Annotated in this window: 13 protein-coding genes and 3 pseudogenes; 4 read left to right on the forward strand and 12 right to left on the reverse strand. The window is 52.6% G+C overall.

Annotated elements, in window-relative coordinates:
- Positions 1–243 precede the first annotated feature (243 nt).
- The 4 genes and pseudogenes from BCM02_RS24285 to BCM02_RS36095 all read right to left on the reverse strand — a co-directional run bounded on the left by BCM02_RS24285 (position 244) and on the right by BCM02_RS36095 (position 2,081).
- Positions 244–480 carry a hypothetical protein gene (locus BCM02_RS24285; RefSeq protein ID WP_148931738.1) on the reverse strand — a complete coding sequence of 79 codons (237 nt, stop codon included), beginning with the start codon at positions 478–480 and terminating at the stop codon, positions 244–246.
- 370 nt (positions 481–850) lie between these two features.
- Positions 851–1,416 (reverse strand): annotated as a pseudogene (locus tag BCM02_RS24290) (histidine phosphatase family protein).
- A 20-nt stretch (positions 1,417–1,436) separates the two neighbouring features.
- On the reverse strand, positions 1,437–1,691 hold the full coding sequence (locus BCM02_RS36090; RefSeq protein ID WP_342791334.1) for a sensor histidine kinase: 255 nt from the start codon (positions 1,689–1,691) through the stop codon (positions 1,437–1,439).
- Positions 1,692–1,703: 12 nt separating this feature from the next.
- On the reverse strand, positions 1,704–2,081 hold the full coding sequence (locus BCM02_RS36095) for a sensor histidine kinase (RefSeq protein ID WP_281288235.1): 378 nt from the start codon (positions 2,079–2,081) through the stop codon (positions 1,704–1,706).
- A 505-nt stretch (positions 2,082–2,586) separates the two neighbouring features.
- Here BCM02_RS36095 and BCM02_RS24305 point away from each other — a divergent pair.
- On the forward strand, positions 2,587–3,531 hold the full coding sequence (locus BCM02_RS24305; protein ID WP_148932051.1) for a ribose-phosphate diphosphokinase: 945 nt from the start codon (positions 2,587–2,589) through the stop codon (positions 3,529–3,531).
- A 310-nt stretch (positions 3,532–3,841) separates the two neighbouring features.
- Here the strand turns inward: BCM02_RS24305 and BCM02_RS24310 are convergent, their stop codons facing one another.
- From BCM02_RS24310 to BCM02_RS24325, 4 genes are all read right to left on the reverse strand, one after another.
- Complete coding sequence (locus tag BCM02_RS24310) at positions 3,842–4,558, reverse strand: VCBS repeat-containing protein (protein WP_148931739.1); 717 nt, start codon at positions 4,556–4,558, stop codon at positions 3,842–3,844.
- Between the two features lie 160 nt (positions 4,559–4,718).
- The gene (locus tag BCM02_RS24315) at positions 4,719–6,308 is read right to left on the reverse strand and encodes a DUF3502 domain-containing protein (protein ID WP_148931740.1); all 1,590 of its coding nucleotides are present in this window, start codon (positions 6,306–6,308) and stop codon (positions 4,719–4,721) included.
- A 131-nt stretch (positions 6,309–6,439) separates the two neighbouring features.
- The gene (locus BCM02_RS24320) at positions 6,440–10,252 is read right to left on the reverse strand and encodes a fibronectin type III domain-containing protein (protein WP_187434392.1); all 3,813 of its coding nucleotides are present in this window, start codon (positions 10,250–10,252) and stop codon (positions 6,440–6,442) included.
- 160 nt (positions 10,253–10,412) lie between these two features.
- Positions 10,413–16,520 carry a DUF4962 domain-containing protein gene (locus BCM02_RS24325; RefSeq protein ID WP_187434393.1) on the reverse strand — a complete coding sequence of 2,036 codons (6,108 nt, stop codon included), beginning with the start codon at positions 16,518–16,520 and terminating at the stop codon, positions 10,413–10,415.
- A gap of 234 nt (positions 16,521–16,754) precedes the next feature.
- Here BCM02_RS24325 and BCM02_RS24330 point away from each other — a divergent pair, with 234 nt between their 5' ends.
- The 3 genes from BCM02_RS24330 to BCM02_RS24340 all read left to right on the forward strand — a co-directional run bounded on the left by BCM02_RS24330 (position 16,755) and on the right by BCM02_RS24340 (position 20,843).
- Entirely contained in the window at positions 16,755–18,350 is a 1,596-nt protein-coding gene (locus BCM02_RS24330) for a response regulator transcription factor (protein ID WP_148931743.1), read from the forward strand.
- A complete protein-coding gene (locus tag BCM02_RS24335) occupies positions 18,347–20,149 on the forward strand; it encodes a sensor histidine kinase (protein ID WP_148931744.1) in 1,803 nt (600 codons plus the stop codon). The genes BCM02_RS24330 and BCM02_RS24335 overlap by 4 nt, the downstream gene beginning before the upstream one ends.
- A 211-nt stretch (positions 20,150–20,360) precedes the next feature.
- Entirely contained in the window at positions 20,361–20,843 is a 483-nt protein-coding gene (locus BCM02_RS24340) for a DUF2975 domain-containing protein (protein ID WP_148931745.1), read from the forward strand.
- Positions 20,844–20,950: 107 nt separating this feature from the next.
- Here BCM02_RS24340 and BCM02_RS36105 read toward each other — a convergent pair.
- The 4 genes and pseudogenes from BCM02_RS36105 to BCM02_RS24360 all read right to left on the reverse strand — a co-directional run.
- Positions 20,951–21,085: pseudogene (locus BCM02_RS36105) on the reverse strand (flagellar biosynthesis protein FliA); the annotation flags it as partial.
- A 213-nt stretch (positions 21,086–21,298) separates the two neighbouring features.
- A complete protein-coding gene (gene nagA / locus BCM02_RS24350) occupies positions 21,299–22,504 on the reverse strand; it encodes an N-acetylglucosamine-6-phosphate deacetylase (protein ID WP_148931746.1) in 1,206 nt (401 codons plus the stop codon).
- Positions 22,505–22,783: 279 nt separating this feature from the next.
- A pseudogene (locus BCM02_RS36110) lies at positions 22,784–23,057 on the reverse strand (hypothetical protein); the annotation flags it as partial.
- A gap of 86 nt (positions 23,058–23,143) precedes the next feature.
- Positions 23,144–24,430, reverse strand: a complete 1,287-nt coding sequence (locus BCM02_RS24360) for a glycoside hydrolase family 16 protein (protein ID WP_222871033.1) — start codon at positions 24,428–24,430, stop codon at positions 23,144–23,146.
- Position 24,431 lies beyond the last annotated feature (1 nt).

Consider the following 24,431-nt stretch of genomic DNA (forward strand, 5'->3'; position numbering starts at 1 on the left):
CTCCAGCTCTCCGTCTTTTTCCCCGACCGTATCGGTCATTATTTACGTTAGCTTTTTTACTTCAAGAGGGTTTACACAAAAAGCTTTACAGACCCGAACGCAATTTCCACATACTTCTTGAAAATCATTAATATTACTGAATTTGTTCGTACGTTAATCCACTCTCGTAGTTCGGTAGCAGTATCGATAGGTCCTCCTCGATCGGAATAACAGTACTCCCAGCGTCTCCTGTTTAGTTAAAAATCAGTCTGAAAAATCACGAAGTAGGTTCTCAAATTCCTTGCCATCGTAGTAACTGCCGTCGGAATTAAACTTTTCCACTTCTACAGTACCATCCTCCAAAAATTCAATCTCCCATCGTTGCCCAGGAACTGCCACTTCGACCATTACGCCCTCAGGTCTAACCTTACTTAACTTATAAAAAATCCTCTTACTTTCTAGAACATTAAGAAATCGAATAAACTCTTTTAGTTCTGTCATTGTTTCACCCCTATGATAAATATCAATCCAAGTTATCCCCATGTTATCCTGTCCTTTACCTATTTCTCTATATATTCCGGATCAATGGCCGATAAATAAACAACACGTGATGTGCAATGCTGTCGACACCGAAGGATTGCGTCAGGAAGAGTCGCCGGCCTCCCGCATTCGGACCACCAACTTACGATTCGGCCCACCCTGCAAGAAATCTAATAAACGGGCAATCCTTCCTCCGCATGTTTGTTAAACAAAGGCAGCCGATCTCTCGGCTGCCTACTTGTACGTATTGAGATATCGTCTCCCAAAGGGGGGCTTGTCCCCCGCAGCGTGAATACTCTGTTATGTGATCTCTTCGATAAACCTTTAATGACTATTCATTCCACATTCTTGTTACTTCTTCTAATTCCAAGTCCTCGAATTGCATTTTATAGATATCTGGTTTCTTTAATTGATTCAAAAATTCCAAGCCAAAAGCTGGATCAAAATGATTCATCATCAAAGTCATGACAAGACCATGTGTCCCGATTACTATTTTCTTCCCTCTGTGTTCTTTTAATAGGGGTTCTAGAACTGAGATTGCTCTTTTCTGACAAACAGCATTAGACTCTCCCCCGGCAAGGTATAATTGGGGTCATTGAAACTCTCTCTGATACTAGACATTAACTCTGCATTTTCAATAATAGAAGATGAAAAATGACGTTCTCTAAGATCTTCAAATACTTTTATATCTAACTTTAGGCGCTCGGCCAATCCCTCAACACTAAGAACTGCTCGAGTATAAGGACTTGATATAATCATGTCTATTGCTTCACCTATAAGTAACTTCGTTACGTTTTCAATATCGATCTTTCCTTTTGGGGTAAGCCCTCTTGTTCTTTCGTTTCCTTCATTGTATGGTGATTCTCCATGCCTAACCATATAGAGTATTGTCTTCATATAGGCCTCCATTTAGATTCCTATGCAGGAATTTTCACCGTCACGGTCGTCCCATGGCCGAACCGGCTGTCTATCGTGATCCCATAACCCTCTCCGAACAGCAGCCGGAGTCTGATATGAATATTTGTTAGTCCGATGCTTGTCTCCTCTTGTCCGTCTGGCACGCGCTTCGGATACGCCATGTCCAGCTTGGCTTGGAGGGCGGTCAGTTCCGCCGGCTCCATTCCCTTCCGCGTATCCATAATACGGAAGCACACGTCTCCATTCGCATCCATGCTTCCGCTAATTTAGAGCCGCCCCCCTTGGTCCATCCGCTCCAGTCCGTGGTAGACGGAATTCTCCACAATCGGTTGGAGGATCATTTTGGGCGTTTTCATCTCCAATAGCCGCTCATCGACATGCATGTCCATCGAGAACTTATTTTCGTACCGAATGGAGATGATCTTCATATAAGCCTGCATACAATCCAATTCTTCTCCGATCTGTACGAGCTCGTCTTTTTTGATGCTGTACCGGAAAATCTTAGACATGCATGACGTCATTTGCGCGATCTCTCTGCTTCCGTATTCCAATCCGATGCTGCTGATGCAATTCAGTGTATTATAGAGGAAATGGAGGTTGATCTGACTCTCCAGGGACGAGAACTCCGCCTGCCACTGGCTCAGCTCGGACTCGTATAATCTAGCCTGGGTATTGCAGCTTGTGGTTGACGCCTTCTTGGCCGAACTGCAGGAAGAACAGCACTTACGGGTCCGCCATCCGGTTCAGATACTTGATGGCCAACTTCGCATTTTTGCTGCTTTTCGGGATCCCCCCTTTCATTCTGATCCGGATCCCCGTCAGCCCTTGATCGCTCCGGTCATCACGCCATCGACGAAATACTTTTGCAGTATGGGATAGATCAACAAAATCGGGGGTCGTAAACATCACGCTGGCCGCTTTCAGCGACTCGGGCACAATGTAGGCGCCGACGCTTCCTTCGCCTCCTTGTTGGCTGTCCAACTGCTGATTGGCCGATAATGATCTGATACAGCTTCATCTGCATCGAATACAGATTTTTGTCCGTAACAAACCGCCTGGCTCCTTTATTTACGTGTATAATAGACCTACCAGTAGCGAATGTCACGTTCTCGGACAGAAAGCTGCATTCGCTTTACGCAATTGGAGGATATCATGTCGAAAATCAAAATTTTTGCAGGTACGTCTAACCCGTCCTTAACCGCTCAGATTTGCGACAATCTCGGCGTCGAACAAGGGCAAATCCTAATTTCGCGCTTTAAGAGCGGCGAGATTTACGTGAGATATTTGGAACCGCTTCGCACTTGCGACGTCTTCATCGTCCAATCGCTCTCCCACCCGGTCAATGACAATTTGATCGAACTGTTGGTCATGATCGATGCGGCCAAACGAGCTTCCGCGAAAACCATCAACGTGCTTATCCCTTACTTTGGGTATGCGAGACAACTGCAAAAGGTCGCGCCGCGCGATCCGATCTCCGCCAAGATGGTGGCGGACGTCTTGACCTCCGTCGGCGCAAACCGCGTCATCACGATGGATTTGCATGCGGACGCGATCCAAGGCTTCTTCAAAATTCCGGTCGACCACTTGACTACGCTTGATTTAATTACCAAGTATCTCAAGGAGACCAACATTCCGAACCCGGTCGTCGTCTCCCCGGACGCCGGGCGCGCCAAGATCGCGGAGAAACTGGCGGAGAGCCTCGACGCGCCGTTCGCGATCATGCTGAAGGAACGTCGCGAGGACAGGCCCCCGGAAGAGTCGCATGTCATCGGCGACGTGCGCGGCCGAACGCCGATCGTGATTGAGGACATTATCGATACCGGTCGAACGGTACTCGATGCCGTAGCAGCATTGAAGCGGCAAGGCTCGAATGAGGCGTACGTCTGCGTGGCGCACGGTTTGTTCTCCGACAACGCGTTGGACAAATTGCACCAAGCGCATATCCAAGAGATCGTCGTCACGAATACGATTGAACAGACGCCGGAGCGGCATCCGAAGCTGCGCGTCCTCTCCGCTTCCCAGCTCCTTGGGAACGCGATTCGCATTATTTACGAAGGCGGGTCGATCGACACCCTCTTGCACAATCCCCGTTAACGCGCCGGTACGGGCGCAACCTCGGCTTCGTGAATGCTGAACTTCACGACGTTCCGGATAACAAATCGACAGTTAGAGATCGGTTGCGAGTGTAGACGACTAATATGCAAAATTAAAAATTCGTTCCGAACATTTTCTATCTTCTTTTCATTCGAATATCAAACTAAATCCGTGAATATCAAAAAATCCCGCTGTATCTGATACATTGGGATTCGCTTTGTCCCAGTAATCTAGCAACGCGATAAGCCTCTTCCAACCGGAAGAGGCTTATCGATGTTATCCGTACTGCGATTATCTGGTCCAGTCGTTGTTACGAGCCATAAATAGCTACGTTCTGGTTCGCCAAAGTAAATCGGTTCTCTCTCCAAGCCAACGTGTTCAAGACGTTCCCAAGCGCGTCCGCGTTATATCTCCCGGCGATTCTCTGGTAGGCCAGCAGCTCATAGACTTGGTTGGCATCGAAGTCGACGGGATACAATCCGCTCAGCGGATTCACGAACCCGCTAATAGGCTGCTTCAGCTTCCCGTTCTCCTCATAGATTTCACCCAAATACTCAGCGCCTTTGTACGACAGATCAATGATATATGTCATATTGTTCGCCTTACTAACGACCTCGACTTTGTAGTCGTCCTTATAAGTAACCTCGTATTGAAAGACCTCGTTGTATACGTTAAAGTCGAAAATCACCCGCGGCGAATTGTTTACGAACGAATAGATATAGTGAAACATCATGCCCCCGCTGCCGCCGGAATCGATGCTGATCAAAATATCGTCGATCTTGTTCCCGGTAAAGTCGCCTAGAAATAATCGCGGATTATATCCCGCGTTATCTTTAAGCGGTACAGAGGTCGCCTGGCCGCTGCCGCCATCCCGTACGACCAGCGTGATCTCTTGGATAAAAGGACTATCTGCCGTTCGAATCCCCGTGAGATAGACATAATCGGCGATTCCGTCACCGGTTACATCTCCCAAGGCAGAAGAGACAATGCTCGGGTTGCTTGTAAACGCCCTAGAATAAGGATACATACGATTCCCCTTTATCACGATCTGAAGTTCTCTACATCGTATGGGCGAATTCGCGGTTTGCTACAGTTAGGACGAGTTAAGTCCCGTAATGACGCGATGGCGAACGCAATCAAGCCTCTTCCGAACGGAAGAGGCTCAACCGACATGGCTTGGCTTGCATTCATCTTGTCTTCTCTCTCATGAATACATCGATCTGCTTCTGCACTTCAGCCTTCACTTTATCCAATCCCCCCGCTTTCGCTTTCTCGATGTACGTGTTGAAGGCCGTGTCGACATCTTGTACCGACCCCATGATCAGGGGGGTGAGGAACTGATCTTTGGCGCTGTTCAACGCCGCGATCTCGGATTTGATCCATTCGGTATTGACGTTGAATTCTTCCAGCACGCTAGTATATAAGTATTTCTCCTGAACGTTCTTCAGCAATTGGATGTAATCCTCGCTCCAAGAAGCCTCGGCCGGGAATTGCCTTAGATCCGTAAACCAAAATCCGGACGCATCGGGCGGATACGTATTGCTGCCGGGCGTCACGCCGGCCGGAAGCTCAAGCTTGCCATCCTTGTTCAGGATATAATGCTCGCCTTCGATCCCGTAGTAGACCAAATAATTGTAGGATTTCTCCGAAATGATCAAATCCATCGCCATCAAGGTTCTCTCCGGATTTTTCGCCCCCGCAAGCAAGGAAAACCCATTCACGGTGTACGAAGCGGCGAGCGCTTTTCCATGGGCATCGATGAACGGAATAAGTTCAACGTCATACCCCTTTTCTTTACCTTTGGCGAGGGCTGACCGTAAACTGATCGTATTGCCGAGTCCGATCGCCGATTTGCCTTGATTGAACGCCTCCATGCTGGCTACTTTGTTAGCGAAATAATCCCGATTAATGTAGCCGGCATCATACCAAGCTTTCATTGTTTTCGCGGAGCTCTTGACCAGGGAGGCCAACGGTTCTTCTCCATACGTGTACAGTTTACCCGTACCCTCTTCCATGAAGTGGGCAATGCCTATGCCTCTGATGATCTGGATCGAGCTTTGACCTTGTTCGTTCATTAGCTGATAGATCAGGTTCGTGTCCGTCATCCCGCTCAGCTGCGCCGGTATCATGTTCGGTTCGTTTTTCTTGATCGCTTCGAAGTAAGGTTCCAGATCGGATACTTTCGTGATTTCAGGGATCTTATATTTTTTCCTCAGGTCGCCGCGGATGGCCATCATTGGAATGGCCGGAGACTTTCCCGGCGCGGGGATCATATAAATCTTGCCATTGACGCTCGCTTTCTTGAGCGCAAGCTTATTCACCGACGCGTAATATCTCGGCATGTATCTCCGGATCATCTCTTCGGTAATTTCTAAGTAGGCTCCTTTGGCCGCATGCTGGACGAATCCGTTCCAGTTGGCGGAATAGATCCAATCGGCGTCCTCCCCGGAAGCCAGAATAAGGGGATACTCGGCCTCGAGATCGTTCCACCCGATATACTCCACTTGCATGGTGGCATGGATGTCTTTCTTTAATCGGGTGTTTAATTCCGTCATGACCTTGGCCATTCCTTTGGACGCTTCACCGATCAAATACCCTTTGAGCAGCAATTCCTTGGACGTATCGATTCCAAACCGGGGGCTCGCCGCTTGCGGCGAGCCCCCGGTCCCGGTGGATGGCTTCAACTCCTGGTTGCTGCCGCTGAACACGGACAGAATCGTTCCAATCATCAGAATGGCGCTTGCCGCTATACCGAAACGATTGAACGATTTTAGCATCGATGAACCCCCTATAGCCTATAAGGCATCTAGCCCTTCACGGCTCCGATCACGTTCATTTTCTTCATTATACCGATTCTCCGGCCGGTTAGCATGCTGGATCATGACGAAGCAGCGTCATCTTAATATTCTTAGGGCGTTATATGGATGACATTGCTGAAAGATTCATTGCCTGCCGCGTCTATGGCCCGCACTTTGAAATTATACCGAGTGCCGATCGTCAGATTAGACGCCGTATATTGGGTTGCGGGCGACGCTGTCTGAACGACTAGGGAAGGTTCGGTCGTGCCCTCCGACATCAACAACTCATATTGCGGCGCCGCGGTATTGTCGTTATCCGCGGATTTGGTCCACATGAGCTTAAACTCGGTATCCGACGGTTTGGAATACGACAGGGTTGGCTGCGCAGGAGGCTTCGAATCCACCGGTTTGAGCGCCGTGCCGCCGGTGCCTGTCGGAACAGTCGTCTGGGTGGAAATCGCGATTTTATCCACATCCAATCCGCTCCGGCTTTGCAGCAGGCGCAGCGTGTGCGATCCCGCCGGGATCAAGAAGGTCGAACCCGTGCGCTGCCAGCCCCATTCGCCGGATGACAGGGCAATATTCTGCCCCGAAGCGGCGTTGTTATCGATCCGCAAGGTCACATGGTTCGGCGTTGCGCTGCCGCCCCTCCCCAGAATGCTAATGTAATAATTGCCGGTCGTCTCCACGTTCAGCTTATATTCCAGGTAGATTTGATCGTTCGGATTGGCGGACGCCGTGCGAATATAGGTGCCCTCCGATTGCGCAGAATCGCTCATCAGATACCATTGACCGGTCAATGCCCGATATTGCTCGGCCTCGATATAAGAGAGATTGGCGCTAGGGATGCGATACTCCGCGCTCGTGGTCCAGACATCGATCGAGCTGTCCGTTTGCGACCAGCCGAAGTGCTCTAATGTCGTCCGCGCGGACGATTGATTCCCCGCGGCGTCCTTGGCGACGACCGTAAACCGGTAGAGCCGGTCTGGATCGACCGCAAACTGATCGATTGGATATATAAACCGCTGCGTCCCCGTAACCCCGGATGCCACAAGTCTGTTCCCTTCATAAATGTCGTAGCCCGTGACGCCCACATTATCTTCGGACGCGACCCATTTGAGTTCGATGAACTTCCCGCCCGCGTTGGCCTGTACGTTACCCGGCACGGTCGGACGTTCCGTATCGACGGGCGTGGCTTCAATCTCATCGCTGAACTCCGAGACGCGGCCCGCCAGATCGATCGCTTTGACCTTGAATTTGGTTGCGAGCCCCGACGTTAAGCCCGTCACGATCATGGAGGTTTCATCCGTGGTACCGACGGATGTATAGGCTATGGTACCGCCCGACTCGATGCCGCGGAACACTTCATAATGTTGGATGCCCAAGTTGTCCTTGGATTCCGACCACTCGAGCGTCACGGAGTCCTCCGTTACGGTTTTCGCTTGGACATTGCCCGGCGGATCCGGCGTAACATTATCCGAGGCGAACCCGTAGTTGGTAATCGTATACTGGCCTGGCGCGCCTTCGAATTCGATGTAACCGCCTTCCTTCGTCGAAGGGACAAGGAACCCGGTTCCGCCGTCCTTCTTCACGTGCCAAAAACCAGCCGCCATGTCGGTAATCAGAAACTTCAATGTGCCGTAGGAAGTGTTGGTCACGTTAAATTTCAACGTATCCGAGTTTCGTCCCCCGCTTTGAGCAAAGAAGACCACCCTATCCAGAATCATGACGCCGTCATGCCGCTTCGCATTCGACGGAAGCGGTGTTCGCGTCTCCACGGAGACGGGCGATGCCGGAGTCGTCCCGACATCCATCACCTGCATCACGTTCAAGAACTGATCCGTCAGGGCTGCTGTCTCGGGAGCTACTTCCACCCGATGCGTTCCTCCTTCAACCGTGTTGACCGGGTACTTGTCATTGATCGGATAGTTCGTTCCATTGACAAGATATTCACTGCCGCTTCCTCCCACGGATGTAATGTCCGCAGCCGCAGGAAGGAGCGTGTCGTTCACGAGTTTGCCGTTGTAGTTTCCCTCTGCCCGCTCAATCACGGTGCGGTTTCCGTTCACGACAGGCGTCTCCTCGCTGTGGAGAAGCCATTTCTTCTGGAAGGACGTATCTTTCGCCGTAATTTTGTCATAGGTAATCAAAGCGGCCGGGATCGTCGAATTTTTCAAGTTAAGAAAAACAAACGACCGTTTCACACCCGAAACTTTATGATCCGAATACGCAGCCGTAATATCGCCCTTCAGAAAGCTGAAGTCAGGCACTCCGTCATCGTCGGCCTGAATGCCATGGGAAAGCACCTCGCCGGTCCGGTATTTCTTGGCCGGATTCTGCAAATCGTCCAGATTTAAAGGCTGGTAGCCGTTATTGGCGATCCTCTGTCCGCCGTCATTCGAGCGAACCGTGCCGCGGTATTCGAACGTTTCCGGCGTAACCTTATCTTCGACCAACAACGTGTTAGCTGCTATGGAGCGTTTATGGTAATTCAGATCGTGCTCGCTTCCATAACCTAGAAGTTTGTTGTTATTGTTCGCGTCTCTGCCTTCATATACGCCCGACTTGATCGCCAATGCGCCTTTGTAATACAACTGGAAGCTGCCCGCGTCCCAGTGGGCATGGTCGTTCACGCTCCACTCCTGGATTTTCATCTCCGCGACAACATCAGTCGACGCGAAATTAGTAGAGTCACCGGAATAAGTTTCCCACCCCGTTCTGGCGATCATCGATCCGATCGGGCTGCCGAAATACCGCGTCAGCGGAAGCTCGGTAATCGCCGTTACAGGCTCGGGCGCTAACGTCAAATCACGCAGCAGAAGCGCGAACAACGCAGAGTTGGTTCGATCGTCGGTGTCGATGTTCGGCCTTATACGATTTGCTTCCGTCAGAAATAACCCTTTCTGGTACAAGTATTCGGGATAAGCGGTAGCGCCTAAATTGTCCCAATACTCTCCGGGATCCGCGTAGGTGGAAATATAATTGTCGCCGCTTCGCAAGAGCTGTCCGTCAGGTCTTCTCTCGTACAGCCACCGATAGGGGACGTCCTTCATGGTCTGTGTCCAGTACGGGTCGTTCTCCCCCATCTTCCGATACAGCCAAGACGGCCACAAATCATTCATGTATTTGGCAGGACCATAAGCGACGCCATTGTACGGCATCCCCGACTCGTACAAGAAATCGCGCGCAGGGAAGACATGTTCAAATAGAACATCGGAAACGATGTTATACATCTCCGGCTTCTCGTCATAGATCGCGATGCCGGCGGCCAGCAGATCCCGCAGCCATACCTCGGAGCTGCCCGGGCTAGTGACGGCGCTCTGCTTAAAGGCCGGATAGCCGAGACCGGTTAACTGCGAGGCCATTCGATCAATCCGTTCGATGAAGAAGCTCTTATCCTCGTCTGTCAGCAAAGCGTAGCACCAATCGTAAACAAACGCGGCGGTCAACAGGTTTCTGCCGATCACGTGGTGATCTCCCCCTGCCGCCGGGAGTACGAGCGATCCGAAGTATTGTTTCGCTCCCGTTACCGCGGCCTGACCCGAAGCCTGATTGGCGACGGGATTCATCAAGTACTTGAAAGCGAGCGCATCCAGACTTTCTCTTGCCTGCTGGTTTTCGTTCGTCGTCGGCGAATTCGCACTGTTATACTGTAACTCCGTTAATACGAAGGACCCATCGTAATCGGCGTCGTCCTTGAGCGCTTCCGCCGCCTCTTTGGCCCAGCCGGAAGTTGCATTCCACTTTGCCGTCAAGTCCGCTCTGTCGGCCGCCGTCGCGAATACTCGCGGATGGGCTGCAATCGGTGAAGGAATCGCCTCATAGGCGGGCTCGTCGGCAATCGCCGATGGAATTGCGGTGAACCAACCTACAACCAATACGAATACAGGAACCGCGATGAATTTTCTATGCAAGAAGTTCATTTCGGGGTCACTCCTTCTCCTATTCGGTTCTCGATCAGGCATAACGCAACAAGGCCGGACTTCTTGTGCCGCGGCCTTGTTGCGTAACCGTATACGATTTAAATCCATTCTGCCCGCGAGTATTCGGCGTAGCGGCTTCTGTGTCCAAGGGACGAGAGCGTCATTGTACGGTGACCGTCATTTCCTCGCTTTCGGTCGTACCGGTTGCGTTGATCAATTCGGCTTTGTAGCGGTAAGCGCCCGCGGTCTTACCTGAAATCTGCGTGATGGCCGATTGCGCCGAAGTCGTATTCGCGTTCAGTTGCTGCGTATCGATCAGCACATCGTTCTCGTACAGCTTGTAGGTCGTCCCGTTGATGCCCCACCACAGGTTCATCGTCACCGCGTAATCGCCGTTCTGATCCCAATTGTTATGGGACAGCACCGGATTGCCGGGATTCGCGTCCTTGACGGTGACCGTCACGGGAGCGCAGGCGGTGGCGCCACGACCGTTGCGAAGCTCGCACGTGTACACGTACGTGCCGTTCGGCTTGCCCGTTACGGTCGTTTCCGCGATCTGCGCGCTAGGCGATCCGTCCGTCAGCCGCTTCGCGTCGATGGCGATTCCGTTCTCGTATAGCGTGTAGCTCGTGCCGTTCTGGCCCCACCACAGGTTCATCGTGATCTTGTAATTGCCGTCATGCAGCCCGCTGGCGTGACCGCTGTTGCTGGACAGCACGCCTTGCCCTGGAACCGCAGCGGCGCTCGGCTCGAGCGCGTCTTGGGCGGCTTCCAAGCTGGCTGCGGCCGAATCCAACTGCGCTTGCGTCGCATTCGCATCGTCGTTCGCCGCGATCGCTTGCGTCAACGCCGTCTGCAAATTCGTCCAGGATGCCGCGGTATAATCTTCCTCGTTCAGAGACTGAGCGGAAGCGATGCCGGCCGCAAGCGCGGTTTTATCGGCGATCGGCACAAGCGCTTGAATCGCCGACGTTAAGGCGGTTATTGCCCCATCGACCTCTGATTGGCCCGCAATAGGGTTCTCGTTCGCCGCAATCGCCACTTCTAGCGCGCTTTGCATCGCAGCCCACGAATCCGGCGTGAAGAGCTGTTCGTCCTTCGAGTCGGCGGCCGCGATTGCGGCGAGCAATTGGCTCTTATCCGCCTGCGCCGCCGCCACGGTGAGCGTAATCGTCGGAAGCGCCGTCAGCGCGTTCATATTCGAAGCGGAAGACCCGTATTGAGCGCTGCCGATGCCAATCGTGCCCGTCCCCGGCGATTTGGCCCGGAAGAACACGCGGTAGAGATCGCTCGATCCGCTAATCGGCGACGCGCTCACCGATGGGATGCTTACGAGCCCGCTGGCCGCATCATTCGAGACATCGCCGATCGCAAGTCCTTCGACCTGGCTTTCGGCGGATACGTACTCGAACCGGCTCGCGTCATATTTCAGGACTGCGTTATGGTGGACCGCATCCGTTACATTGCCCAGCCCGACGGATACGGGGAACGCTTCGCCCGCGCTCAGGTCCGGTTTGGCCGAGATCCGAACGCTTGGAGCCGTCTCGGTCCGATAAGCCGTCAAGTAATCCATCGTGTATTTCCCTGTGAAGGATCCCCCTCTGAGCTGGAAATGATCGACTTGCGCGACATTGATCGCGCTGACCATGAAAGGGACATCCTCCACGCGGTAGATGCCCGTGGACCGATCCAGCGTTCCCGCGCTGTCCGGGATACCCGAGTACGTCTTCAGCCCGTCGGCCTGCACGGTCAGGTCGAAGGTCTTCGCTGCCAAGTCGATATCGAAGCGGACGTTCATCCATTGACCGGAAGGCTGCTGGTAGGTGCCGTACGGCGTAATCCGGACGTAAGAATTCGCGCCTTCGACCCCTTTCTGATAGCCGATGCCGCCGTCGGAATATCCGATGAACTTAGCGAAAATCGCGCCGCTGCCGTACAGAGCCGTCTCGTAGTTGCCGACGCTGTGGTTCAATTTGTCGAACGACAGCTTCGTCTCCACCGTCACTTTCCCCGTTAGCGGGGTATGTTTGCGCAGCAGAAACGGAGGACCCGCCGAAGGATTGGCGGAATCGTGATAGCTGTCTACCGCCTGCAACCCTTGACCGCCGGTATCTGCAAGCGGCGTGACGACCACGGACGTCCCGTTACTCTTATTGAACGTCCAGCCATTGCCATTGATCGCTTCTCCCGGCTGCCAATCGTCGAATGAATCGTAGAACGCGGCGCCCGTCAAGGGCAGCGACACGGTAACTTCGGGTCCGTCGACGGTTCGGTTGCCATGCTCGTCGACGGCCTCGACCTTGAAGCGGTAGGTTCCGCCCGGCTGCAAATTCGTCACGTCATAGGTTAAGCCCGTAACCGACGTTTCGGGTAGGATCGGCGAACCGTCCCTGCTTGCGCTCAGGACGTAGGAGGTTACCGGGCCGATGTCCGTCGCTTCCGTCCAAGCGAGCCGAACCGCGTTCGGGAATGTCTGGATCGGACTAATCGAGGACGTTTCTCCCCATGTCGGAGCGGTGGTATCCGCTATCGTGATCGCAAGCTCGTTCGATGCCTTCGAAAGATTGTCGCTCGTATCGACCGCCCTAACGGTGAATGCGTAAGCGTTCCCCATGGACAGCCCCCCGATCGCCGCGTTAAGGGTGCCTGCCGGTACTACGGCTTTCCGGACCCCGTTCGCGAAGACGTGGTACTCCTTCACCTCTACGTTATCCGACGAAGCATCCCAGCTGAGCTCCACCGAATCGGACGTCTGGGAATCCAGACGCAGATTGCCCGGCGCCGTCGGGAGGATTTCGTCGTCCTTGACTTCAACGAGCGCGATCCAATCCAGGTTCATCCCGCCGCGTTGGTGCCATAGCGTCAGATCCACCGGGCCTGCCGGCAATTGCTGATCCGTCTTCACGCGAAGTCCTCTCCACTGGGAGGGGACGGAGCCGAAGCTTATCGTTTTGGGCGCCGCGAAATAATTCATCTTGTCGCCGATCTTGACGAAGCGGATCGAGGTAGAATCTTCCGCCGGTTCGCTCGGCAAATCCCAGCCCGCTACGTACTTGATAACAAGGTCGTACTTGCCGGCCTTCGGCACGTTGAAGCGCCACTCAATCGATTGGCCGATTTGATCCCAGCTGGTCACGCCCGCTCCCCCGGACAGGAACGGACGGGTCGTATACCGGGTCGGAGCCTTGCCGCCGTAGCCCGTGAACGACTCGGCTTCCTGCAGGAGCATGTTCGTGACCGCTCTCGTCGCTTCCGGGTCTTCCCATGTATCCGCGGCCGCGGGATCTCCCGTTCCGACGGACTTCAGCTTCAGGACGCCGATATCTCCCCGCACGAGAATGGCCGCATTCGCATCCAGCAGAACGCTCCGCGAACGCCCGAATTTTTCGAACGTAAAGCCGGCCGGCGCCTCCTGCACTTCGTAGAAGCCCGCCGCATTCGGCAAGTTGCCCCAAGATACCGGAACCCCGTCTATGTCGCGATAAGTCTGAAGAGCAGTCTCCGAACTTGCCCCGTCGATTTCCACCTGCATCGTCGTGGGAGGCAGAGCGCCGGGCATAGGCGCGTCGTTCAGCTTGAAAGCCTTCTGGCCCTTCTCGACGTTGAGCGTCAGAACGCCGTCGGCTAAGGCCAAATGGATACCGCGCGCATCCGTCGCCGACTGCACGGAACCGCCGGAGGGGATCGGTTCACCGCTGGCTTCGTCCCGCACGACGGTAACTCCCGGAGCGTGAATCGCGATTTGCGCGTCAGCCTGGGGAGAGACGGAGAGCCGGTCATCGCCGAATACGATCGTCGCTTGCTGATCGCTCTCGATCAGCGCGACGCCGTTGTTCTCGACACGAGTACCGTCGACGAGAAGCACCGTGTCGCCTTTGACCGCGAGCGCGGCTCCGTCGAATCGGAACCCGTCGCTTCCCGTATCGATGAGTCCGCCGGCCGTCATCCGGACATACACGGTCGATCCGTCTTCGAAGGCCAGCTTCATGAAGTCCCCATGGTCGGTCGATACCGTGCCGTTCGGTTCGCTCCCATGCTTAAAGGGCTCCATCGTCGAAACCATCTTGACCGCCCCGGTCTTGGGCGTCACGAACGCGGCATGGACTTGCTCTTCGGAGGCGAAACTCCCCGTAGGCTTCACCTCTTTGCCGTTGATGCCTATAAACTTCGTATCGATCGTCGATTCCATCTGCCCCGGAGTATAGAACCGGATCTTCAACGCGGCTTCGCCTTTATGGATCGTTGCGCCGGCTCCATCTTCGTCCAGCTCCATCTGATCCTCGGCGTGCAGGCGCCATTCGAAGTTCGAACCGCCCGGAATCGTCGTCGCGAGGTCGTCGATCACGACGAACATATCGGGCCGCAAGTAAATGACATGTCTCAGCGCCTTGTTCAGCGCGCCGTTATAAGCAGCCGACGCATCTCCGCTAGTCGCATCGAAGTCGGGGCTGGTGACGAAACCGAGAATTCGGCCGTCCGCGTCGATGCTGTTGATCGGCTGGCCCTTGCCGCCGTCAATCGTGATGGCATTCGTTGCCAGGGTCTGCCTGGTGTAATCCTTATGGTGCTCGCTGTGGTAATAATCGTAAAATCCGGCCTCCACCGCCAGCGACTCTCCGAATGCTTGAATAATGAATCCGTTCTGATCCGCATGGTTGTGGTTGTAGCTTCCGTACGGACTCGAGCGGAAATAGAACGAAACGCGGTCGGGGTCGTACAGCTCGGAGTGCATGGCGACGAGTCCCGTCGTCGGAAACCATTTCGCCTTCGGCAGATCCACGGGCGGACGGGCGGTAATCGGACTGGCGTCCCAGTAATAATCGGACAATCCGGCTCCCGGAACCGCGCCGATCGCCTGCGCTCCCCATTTCATCCGGGGATCGCCGTACACTTGGGCTAACCGGTTCAAGATGGATACGCTGGTGCTGCCGGGCACATAATGGTTGTCGTCTCCGAAAACGCCTTTCCTGGAATTATGCGGAAACGCGTAAAGCGGATAAAGACCTTCATTGCGCGAAAAAGCCTTGTCGTACAAATTGAATCCGCTCGAGGTTAACAGGATATCCATGAATTCCTTGTTCGCCGAGGAAGACCATTGCCAGTAGCCCGTGCCTTGCGACCAGGATCCATCCTCTCCTCCCCAAGGAGGCAGCAAGTTGATATAGGCGGGGACGACTTGCCGATACCAATCCGCCGCTTCGGGGACGTCATGAAGCAGCGCCGTCGCGATGACGCCCACGAAGCCGAAGTTCGTCCAGCCGTGCGAATCGTACGGATACTGCCGGATAGGCTGATCGATCAGCAGATCATGACTCATCCGCTCGGTCCGGTAGACGATCATCTCCTGTACCTGCTCCTTCTCCTCCTGAGACAGCCGGTCGTAAATCCAGTCGTACACGTACGCGGAGCGATACGAGATGGCGCGGTCCACCTGATCGTTGATCGAATATTTGGTCGCCCCGTCCGGATCCCAGGAAGCGAGATGGAGCAATTGTTCTTTCGCGTCGTCTCCGATTTCCGGATCTCCGGTTATCAGATAAACGAAGGCGGCGTCCAGCATCCTCGAGATCGCCGGATCGACGTAGCGTTTAAGCGCTCGGATCGCTTCGACGTATTCCGGCGAGTTCTTGTTGTAGTCATCGGGGTAAGGAAAGGTCGGTTCGGTCAACAGCGGAGCGTTCTTCGATTGATTGTAGGCGTTCATCTTGGCGTCGAACACGGTCTTGCCGCTAGTCTGCGCAAGCGCCCTGAATTCCGCTAATTCCTCGGGCCGCGTCAAGATCCGGGGATGCTGCGGCGTGACGTTCCCGATCAGCGTGTTGATCGCGGGAACGGGGAATGGAACGGCTTCCTCGGCGATCCGGAACTTCCGGACCGTGCTCCAGGCCGACCAGCCCGTACCTGGTTTGTGGTACCTGACGTGCCAATACCAGGTTCCGGTCTCGAACGCGTCGGGGAAATTGTAGAGGTTCGAGGTAAGCGCCTGTTGCTGGTGAACGACCTCCGACATATCCGCCTTGCGGCTTACCTCCAAAGCGTACTGATCGGCGCCGGGAATGTACGGCCATCCGAAATCCGGCGGATTCTGCGTCGTCACGAGCGCGTCCTCCGGTTTGAACTGTACGTTCACCCCGGTCCTGACGGCAGCCGGCCAATCCGAATCGGCAGCCTGAGCGGACGGAAGCCGAGAAGGCAGGATCTGGATCGAACCTAGGAACAGTATGAACGTCAATACGAGTGCCATTTTTCCTTTGATTCCCTTATACATCAGCATGGTCCTCCTAATTTATGATGGATAGCGCTTAGGACTAGTCCTTGCTCCTCCCTGATTAGTTATTGATAATTAGATCTTAACCGAGAGGATTTTTCGGAGGTACCGCATAGGATTACGAAATTCTTCATTTTCTTAGGAATTTGAAATCGCTCACATTTTCATAAAGCGCTTTGTTTGATAAAATGAGGACATTATCATTCATGTCTTTTTCAGGTAGGGGGGATATTTGTGATAAACGCGATCATCGTGGACGACGAAGCCTGCACGCGCGAAAGCTTGAAACAATTTCTGCCCTGGGACGAGATGGGGGTGGACAAGGTGGAGACGGCGAAGAACGGTCTCGCCGCGCTCGAGATCGCGCGGCGGTTAAAGCCCGACATTCTTCTGACCGACGTCCGTATGCCCAAGATGGATGGCCTTGCGCTGGCAGCCGAAATCCGTCGGCTTTATCCGGATTGCAAAATCATCTTCCTGAGCGGTTATGCCGACAAGGAATATTTGAAGATGGCCATCGAGCTCCATGCGACGAGCTACATCGAGAAGCCGATTAACCTGGAGGAAATCAAGCGCACCCTTGCGAAAGCGGTCACGGAATACAGAGATGATGCCGCAAAAAAAGCGGACCTTCGGTATGCCATGCAGGTCATGGAGGAAACCGCGCCTCTCCTTCGTCAAGAAATTACGCTTGAACTGATCCGTGAATCCGCCGATATCCCCGCATTGACGCGGAAGTATGCCGCGTTTTACCCTTTCGCTCCTTCCGGCTCTTATTTCTGCGCTTATGCCAGAATGAACTGGAACTCCGATTTGAACCGCCATGATAGAGACTCGCGCAAACGGACGCTGCTGCAGCTGCTCTTCGAATTGCCGGTCTCGGCATCCTCCGACTGTCTCGCCGGTTTCGACGTCGACGACCATCTGACGCTTATTATCTACGACTCGCAGGCTCCCGCCGCAGCGTTCGCGGAAGAACGCCTGCAGCTGCTATTGGCCCGGCTCGTTGCACACTCCGGCAATGATTATGAAGTCACCCTGGGAGCAGGACGGCCCGTCCGACAGTTATCCCAAATTCCGCCATCCTATGCCGAAGCGGTACAAGCATCGACGGGCGGCTTTTATTTGGGAACGAATCGGATCATCACAGCCGGTAGTATAGCCGGTTGCCGTTATGATATGGACCCGTCAAGCTGCATCGCGTTCCGGCACAATCTCAATGCGGATCATCAAGCGGCCGCCGAGCAAATCGTCATCGGCCTGACGGACGAAATCCGGTTGTCCATGGATGACGACCTTCCGAAGATTCGACATCTATTCCGCCAGCTTCTGAACATCATCTCGGAGGTCGCCGAAGACCGGGGACTCGTCTCTCCCCAATTGGACGGAGCCTTACGGAATTCCCGAGATGCCGCTCAGGAAGCGCCTACGCTCGCGGAACTCTCCCGCCTTGTCCTCCAACGGATCGAGACCTTGTTCGGAACCCTCGGGACATTCGATTCGGTGAGCCGCAAAATATCCGGTACCATTCGATTCATCAAGGAAAACTATAGCGACCCCGAATTGACGACCCAGAAAATCGCGGCCCACTCCAACTTCAGCCATACCTATCTTTGCGCGCTATTCAAGAAACACACGGGGAAAACGCTGAACGAATACATCACCGAAGTCCGCATGGAAAGAGCCAAGGAATTGCTGAAGGACTCGGATTTGAAATTGTACGAGATCGCCTCTTCCATCGGTTATCCGGGCGCCAACTATTTCTCGACTCTATTCAAAAAGCATACCGGCTGCTCCCCCACTACATTCATGAAGAAGTACTATTTATGATCTTCCTTCGGCTCGCCCGCCTACAGGATTTAAGCATTAAGTACAAGTTGTTTCTATCCTACTTGGCGTTGATCTTAATTCCCTTGTGCATGTTTCTGTATATTAATGCGTCCGTATCGCAAAGGGAAAACGAGAAGGATGTGCTGTACTCCGCTCGCCAGGTTCTCAGCCAAACCCGAGCTTTCCTCGAATTCAAGACCGAATCCGCGGTCAACTCCTTGAACATGATCGCGTTGAACGACACCGTGCAGGAATTGAGTCAAACAAATCGGGACCTCTACCGGAATAATATCGGACGCTGGCTCCTCGACGCCGGCACGCTCGATAAAGTCTTTCTTGTCTCCAAAAGCAATCCCGATATTCGCCATGTCCGCATCTATATGAAGGACGGATTGGTAGCATTGGCGCAGAACGACACGTTCAAGGACTTGAACCGGTATCTGCATTCCGTATGGTACGAAAGCTTGATGGCAGAGAAAAATAAAATCAAATGGTTTGGGAACGGCGTCTTCCCGCAGGAAGGCGACGAACCCTCTATCCATGTGATCCGGAGCATACCGAGCAGCACCAACCTATTGGATAGCAATGGCGCCGTCCAGCTATTGCTGCCTTCGTCCACCTTTCAGTCCATCCTGGATCAGTCCGTTTTCACTCCGTCATCGAAAGCGCTGATTCTGAATGGCAGCCATGAGATCATCAGCACGTCCAGCCAATTCGGCCGTCCCGATCTTCAAGCGTACAACGGCATATTGTCCGCATTCGCCTCCGAAGAATTGAGAACGGGACACTTAAAAACGCTCGAAGTGAATGGCGAAAAACTGCTGGTCGGGGCGCAGCATGTTCGAAATACCGATTGGACGCTGCTGCTGACGACCCCCTACGCCGATATCCACAGCCAAAGCAACAAATCCAGGAAACCGATGATTCTCGTATTTCTGCTCATCGCTTTGTTTACGCTGCCTTTCTCATTCTTCGCCGCTTCCACCGCGATCAAAAGAATCCGGGCGCTCATGGTGCTCACGCGAAAAGCCGTGCGGGGAGACTATCAAACGTCGCTCGTCCCCGGAAGCGCCGACGAGATCGGCGAGCTGATCCGAAGCTTTAACCATATGCTGACTACGATCTCCGGGAATATCGAGGAAAAGTATTTGCTGGGAAAGGAAATCAAAAACTTGGAATTAAGGGCCTTGCAGGCGCAGATCGACCCTCACTTCCTCTATAACACCCTCGATCTGATCAACTGGATGTCGGTCAAAAATCAGGCTCCGGAGATTGGCGTCGTCGTCGTCGCCTTGTCCAAATTTTATAAGCTCAGCCTAAGCGATGGCCAAGATATCATCTCCATCCGGAACGAATTGGAGCACGTAAAGACTTACATCGATATTCAGAATATGAGGTTTGGCGGGAGCATTCAATTGGAGATCGAGGTGCCCGAGACCGTACTCAGCCGAAGCATCATTAAAATCGTCCTTCAACCGATCGTCGAGAACGCGATTATCCACGGCATCTTGGAAAAACCGGAGGAACGCGGAACCATATCCATTCGGTCGGACTTCGACGGGCGCAGCATCATTCTTTATGTGAGGGATGACGGGGTCGGCATGCCGGCCGATCGGATTTCGAAGATCATGTCCAAAGCTTCTGAGCCTAAGGATCGCGCGGGTTACGGATTAAAAAATATCCATGAGCGGATACAACTCGTATATGGGGAGGAATTCGGATTAGCTTTCGATAGCGAACCGGGTAAAGGCACAACCGTCAGCGTGCGCATTCCCGCGTTGCCGGATGCCATGTCTTGAATGATTTTCACTCAATTTTCTTTATTATTCCGATAAGCTCACGTGGAGTATTGCACGTGAGCTTCAGTTTCGGGATGTTATATATATTTGTCGAAATTAAAAGATAATTCAAATAACAATAGTTATTTAATATAATGCAATACCAATTTATTGTTAAACGATAATTTTCATGCTAAAATCATGTTGTCATGATATAAATGAGGTGTTTGAGATGAATGTTAAACGGGGTTCAACCACTTTCTTGAAAGTCATCATTTTTCTGATTGGACTTGCAGTGCTTACCGTGTGTATATATTTGTTGCCTGAAGCAGCCAGAAGAGACGCGATAGAGCGTCCAGGTGATTATTCGCTATACCCGCTTTTGGTATGTGCATATGGAATATGTATTGCGTTTTCTGCAGCGTTGTATCAAGGATTTAAACTTTTAGCCTATATCGAAAAGAACCATGCTTTCTCAGCGTTATCTCTTCAATCTTTGCAGGTCATAAAAAAGTGCGCTTTTACTGTCATTTTCTTCATTTTGTTAGCAATCGTTTATTTAAGAGTGCATGCTCAATTCACAGGTGATGATGCAGCAGGTCCAATATCTCTAGGTCTAATGGGGGTTCTAGCAACAAGTATCCTCGCAGCCATTGTGGACGCACTTCAAAAGCCATTAAAAAAAGCCACAGATATAAAGTCAAAAGATGAATGAAAACAGATCATTTATTTAACTACTAAGACGATAGCTCAATAAACCGCCTTTTCACCAAGGCGGTTTTTTATGGTCAACATCTCAACCTTAAAAATTTAACATAGCATCAGCTTTGTGCCTTTGCCCAGCTGGAAGCTCTCTTTGGCTTTGAATAGGCCGATCGTACCGATGGAGATCAAGTCCTCCAGATCTTCCCCGGTGTTATCGAAATTTTTGACATTGTGAACACAACCCGATGTAATTCAGAACAAAAAATAAACCCAAGGAAATGAAATGTCTGAACAAATTCGAAGCCCTCTTGGAGGGTCCTATGAAAAGAAAAAAATATGCAGCTGCTTCGATTGCGATGTTGAGCTTAACGATCTTGTGATGTGCTTGCGGCTCGAACCGGAACCGGTATGAAAGTCTGGCGCAGGAGGAGCTCCTACAACCAATATTCGGGAGTGCTTGATTCGTTAGCTGGATGGGGTGCCAGTTGACAATCGATTGCTCAGGTCGAATCCTCCGACATGGTCGATTAACTTGCCATCAATCATCGCCCATTGTACTTGGTACTGCGGATCCAACAAGACCAAATCCGCCCTGTAACCAATTTCAATCTTGCCTAACTGGCTCATTCCAAGAATACGGGCAGGCGTAGTCGAAGCCATCGCAACCGCATCAATTAGTGGGATGCCCAATGAGACAGTCAATCGTAAAGCTTCGTTCATTGTAACCGTGCTGGAGGCTAATGTCCCATCAGTTAGCCTCGCTTCGCCGCTCTTCACGGTTACTTCGTGTCCTCCGAATTGATAGACCCCATCTCCTAGCCCCATCGCTTGAAGAGCATCCGTAATCAGGACCATTCCTTCAGGGCCTTTAATCCGGTGCATGAGTCGAACGATCGCCGGGTGTAGATGAACCTGATCTACGATTGCCTGCAGGCTTACATGATCCTCTTCGAAAGCGGCTACGACTAACCCGGGATCCCGGTGATGAATCGGGCGCATACCATTAAAACAATGGGTAACATGACTTGCTCCCGCCTGAAATGCTTCCTTTGCTTCCTCGTATGTAGCGTCAGAATGAGCAACGGCGATTACGACGCCTCTTTCTTTTAAAAATTGAATGAGTTCCATCGCGCCCGGAAGTTCCGGAGCTATCGTAACCATCTTGATAAGCTCCCCTGCTTCCTGGAAGATTTGCTTCATTTCGTTCATGTCCGGATGTCGAAGGAAACGCTCATTTTGCATGCCTTTTCGCTTCACGTTCAAATAAGGACCCTCTAGGTGTATACCGGCAATTTTCGCCCCTATTTCATGTCCGATAACGCGTTTTACAGCACGTAATAGGGCAAGTAAGTCCTCCATACTTGAGCTTACAGATGTAACCAGGAAAGAGGTGCAGCCCGTTAATGCGCAGGCTCTAGATACCTCTTGGATACTATTTTCCGTACCGTCCATCATATCGAATCCATTCGCGCCATGGATATGTACGTCAATCATGCCTGGGATCAACAAATGACCGTTTCCTTCCATGATTTCACAGCTTTTCGGATCAATATCCATCAAAGCCTCAGTCCCAATGTGAGCAATAATTCCTTCGCGAATCCAAACATCGACCGAGCGAAGTACATGGTCTGTATGAGCGGTCTGTACGTTTTTTATAAGGATTGTACTCATTATTCACACCTCCAAATCCAAGTCTACCATTCGGTTATTCATACCCATAATATAGCTTTCATACATATTGAGGTAAAGACGATCATGAGTAACATGATTGTTGTTTATCCTACTGTTAGAAGTAATGTCCTTGTTTCATAATAAAAAAGTAGCCCATCATCTCTGACAGGCCGCCGTCACATCTTTTGAGTCTAATATAGTCGGCGTTATTAATGGGTAAAATGTGCCCGATCGCTCCCCAGAAAATGCTGTATGCGAGCGTCAGTCGTACTTAGCCGACGATCGAGATTCCGGAAAAAGGGCCGAGTAAGGTCGCTGCGTCCGCTCTTCCCCGCCGGTAATCAATCCGAACCGTCCAACCACGACTTCCTTCTCCCGGTCATCGAGGATATCCAGGTTCTTATAAATCTTGCTCTTCTCTATTTTAAGTTGAACTTAAAAGTTTTCGCAGAAAACTTACTTCGGAAGCATATGCTTGGCCACGTCGTAGGCTTCCGAACCGAGGGATGTCAATGAGCGTGATTTCGTTCCCCTCTTTGTCCGTTCCGATCGGGGCACTTGCGCGGCGTAAAGAGACTTCCTCGCTATGATTCTGATCGATTGGTTATCCCCTGAGCAAGCCGCCTATCACCCCCCTGATTAATTCGATACCGGCACGAACGACCACTGACTCGTCCAATAGGTGGCCGGCACGCTGCCCTGCTGCACGCTTCCGGTCATATTCTCGGTATGCAGGAAAAGCCCGCTGCTGCGGTTCTGAATCCGCTTGTAACCTTCCTGGCTCACTTCGCTCCAGTTGCTGGTCGTCACCGTAGGCGCTACGGCGCCATACCCTGCGTTACTCCCTGATGTTCCGTTCAGATACTCGCCTGTCCAACGGTTTTTATACCGCACATAGCCATCCGTCGTCTTCTCTCTCATCCATTGGGAACTCCAATAGGTCGTCGGTACATTGCCGTACTGCACGCTGCCTGTCTTCTGCTCGATGTGCATAATCTGGCCGGTCTGTCGATTTTTGATCTGTACGAACGGTTCCGGATAGCCGCCGTTTTTCTTCCAGACGCGAACATAATCGACGTACCATTTCTTCGGAAACACGTTGTTGTGCTGACCGGAGCCGGCGTCGGTGTAGATGCCCAAGATCATGCCCATTGGGCTTTGCGGCGCCTGATTGATCGTCTTATAGAGCTGGTTATCGTAGTAGAAATTTAGCGCGGTCGGCGTCCACTCCATTCCATAGACGTGAAACTCCGCAGTTGGGCTGCCCGAAGGAACCGGATCCTCGTGCAATACCCAAGACGAAAGGAAATCCGGATCGTTCCAGCCGTAAGCGGCGATCCTCCACGTTTGCGGTTTGCTGAAGAAGGATTCGATGATGTCGATTTCGGCGTTTTTGGTCGTTTGTCCGGTTGGGGTCGTATCTTCCTGCGTCCCGACCAGCCACCAGGCCTGATGTCCACCGCCGCCTACATCGGAGAACTTGGCCCGGATTTCAAAATATCCGTATGTCGTGCTGTAGCCGTTGAATGTCGGTTCATGATGATCGTTCGGCATAGAGCCGTTAAACCGATGCAGCCAATCCCGTTCGTATGTCTGAATGCTGGACACGCGAACCGTGCCGTCGTAGGCCGGGTTCCACGCCGGGGTATCGGCGTCGATGCGTTCGATCAGCGTGCCGTTCTCGATGGTATAGCGGGCTGCCGCTTTCGTACGGTCGCTCGTCCAGTGCGGCAAATAATAGGGGAGCCACTTATTGGTATCTAGCGTTGCATTGTTGAACTCCTCTTGGAAATCAAGCGTATACCCCGATTTCGTCGTCGGATTGGCAGGGAAATCGGAAGCGGCCGCCTCTCCTCCCGGCCAAGCGCCCAACGCCAAGCCCAGTATCGACATCCAGCCTGCCGTCTTTCTGATCCATTGCTTCATG

The organism is Paenibacillus methanolicus (genome assembly GCF_008124765.1).
Lineage (GTDB): Bacteria > Bacillota > Bacilli > Paenibacillales > Paenibacillaceae > Paenibacillus_Z > Paenibacillus_Z methanolicus.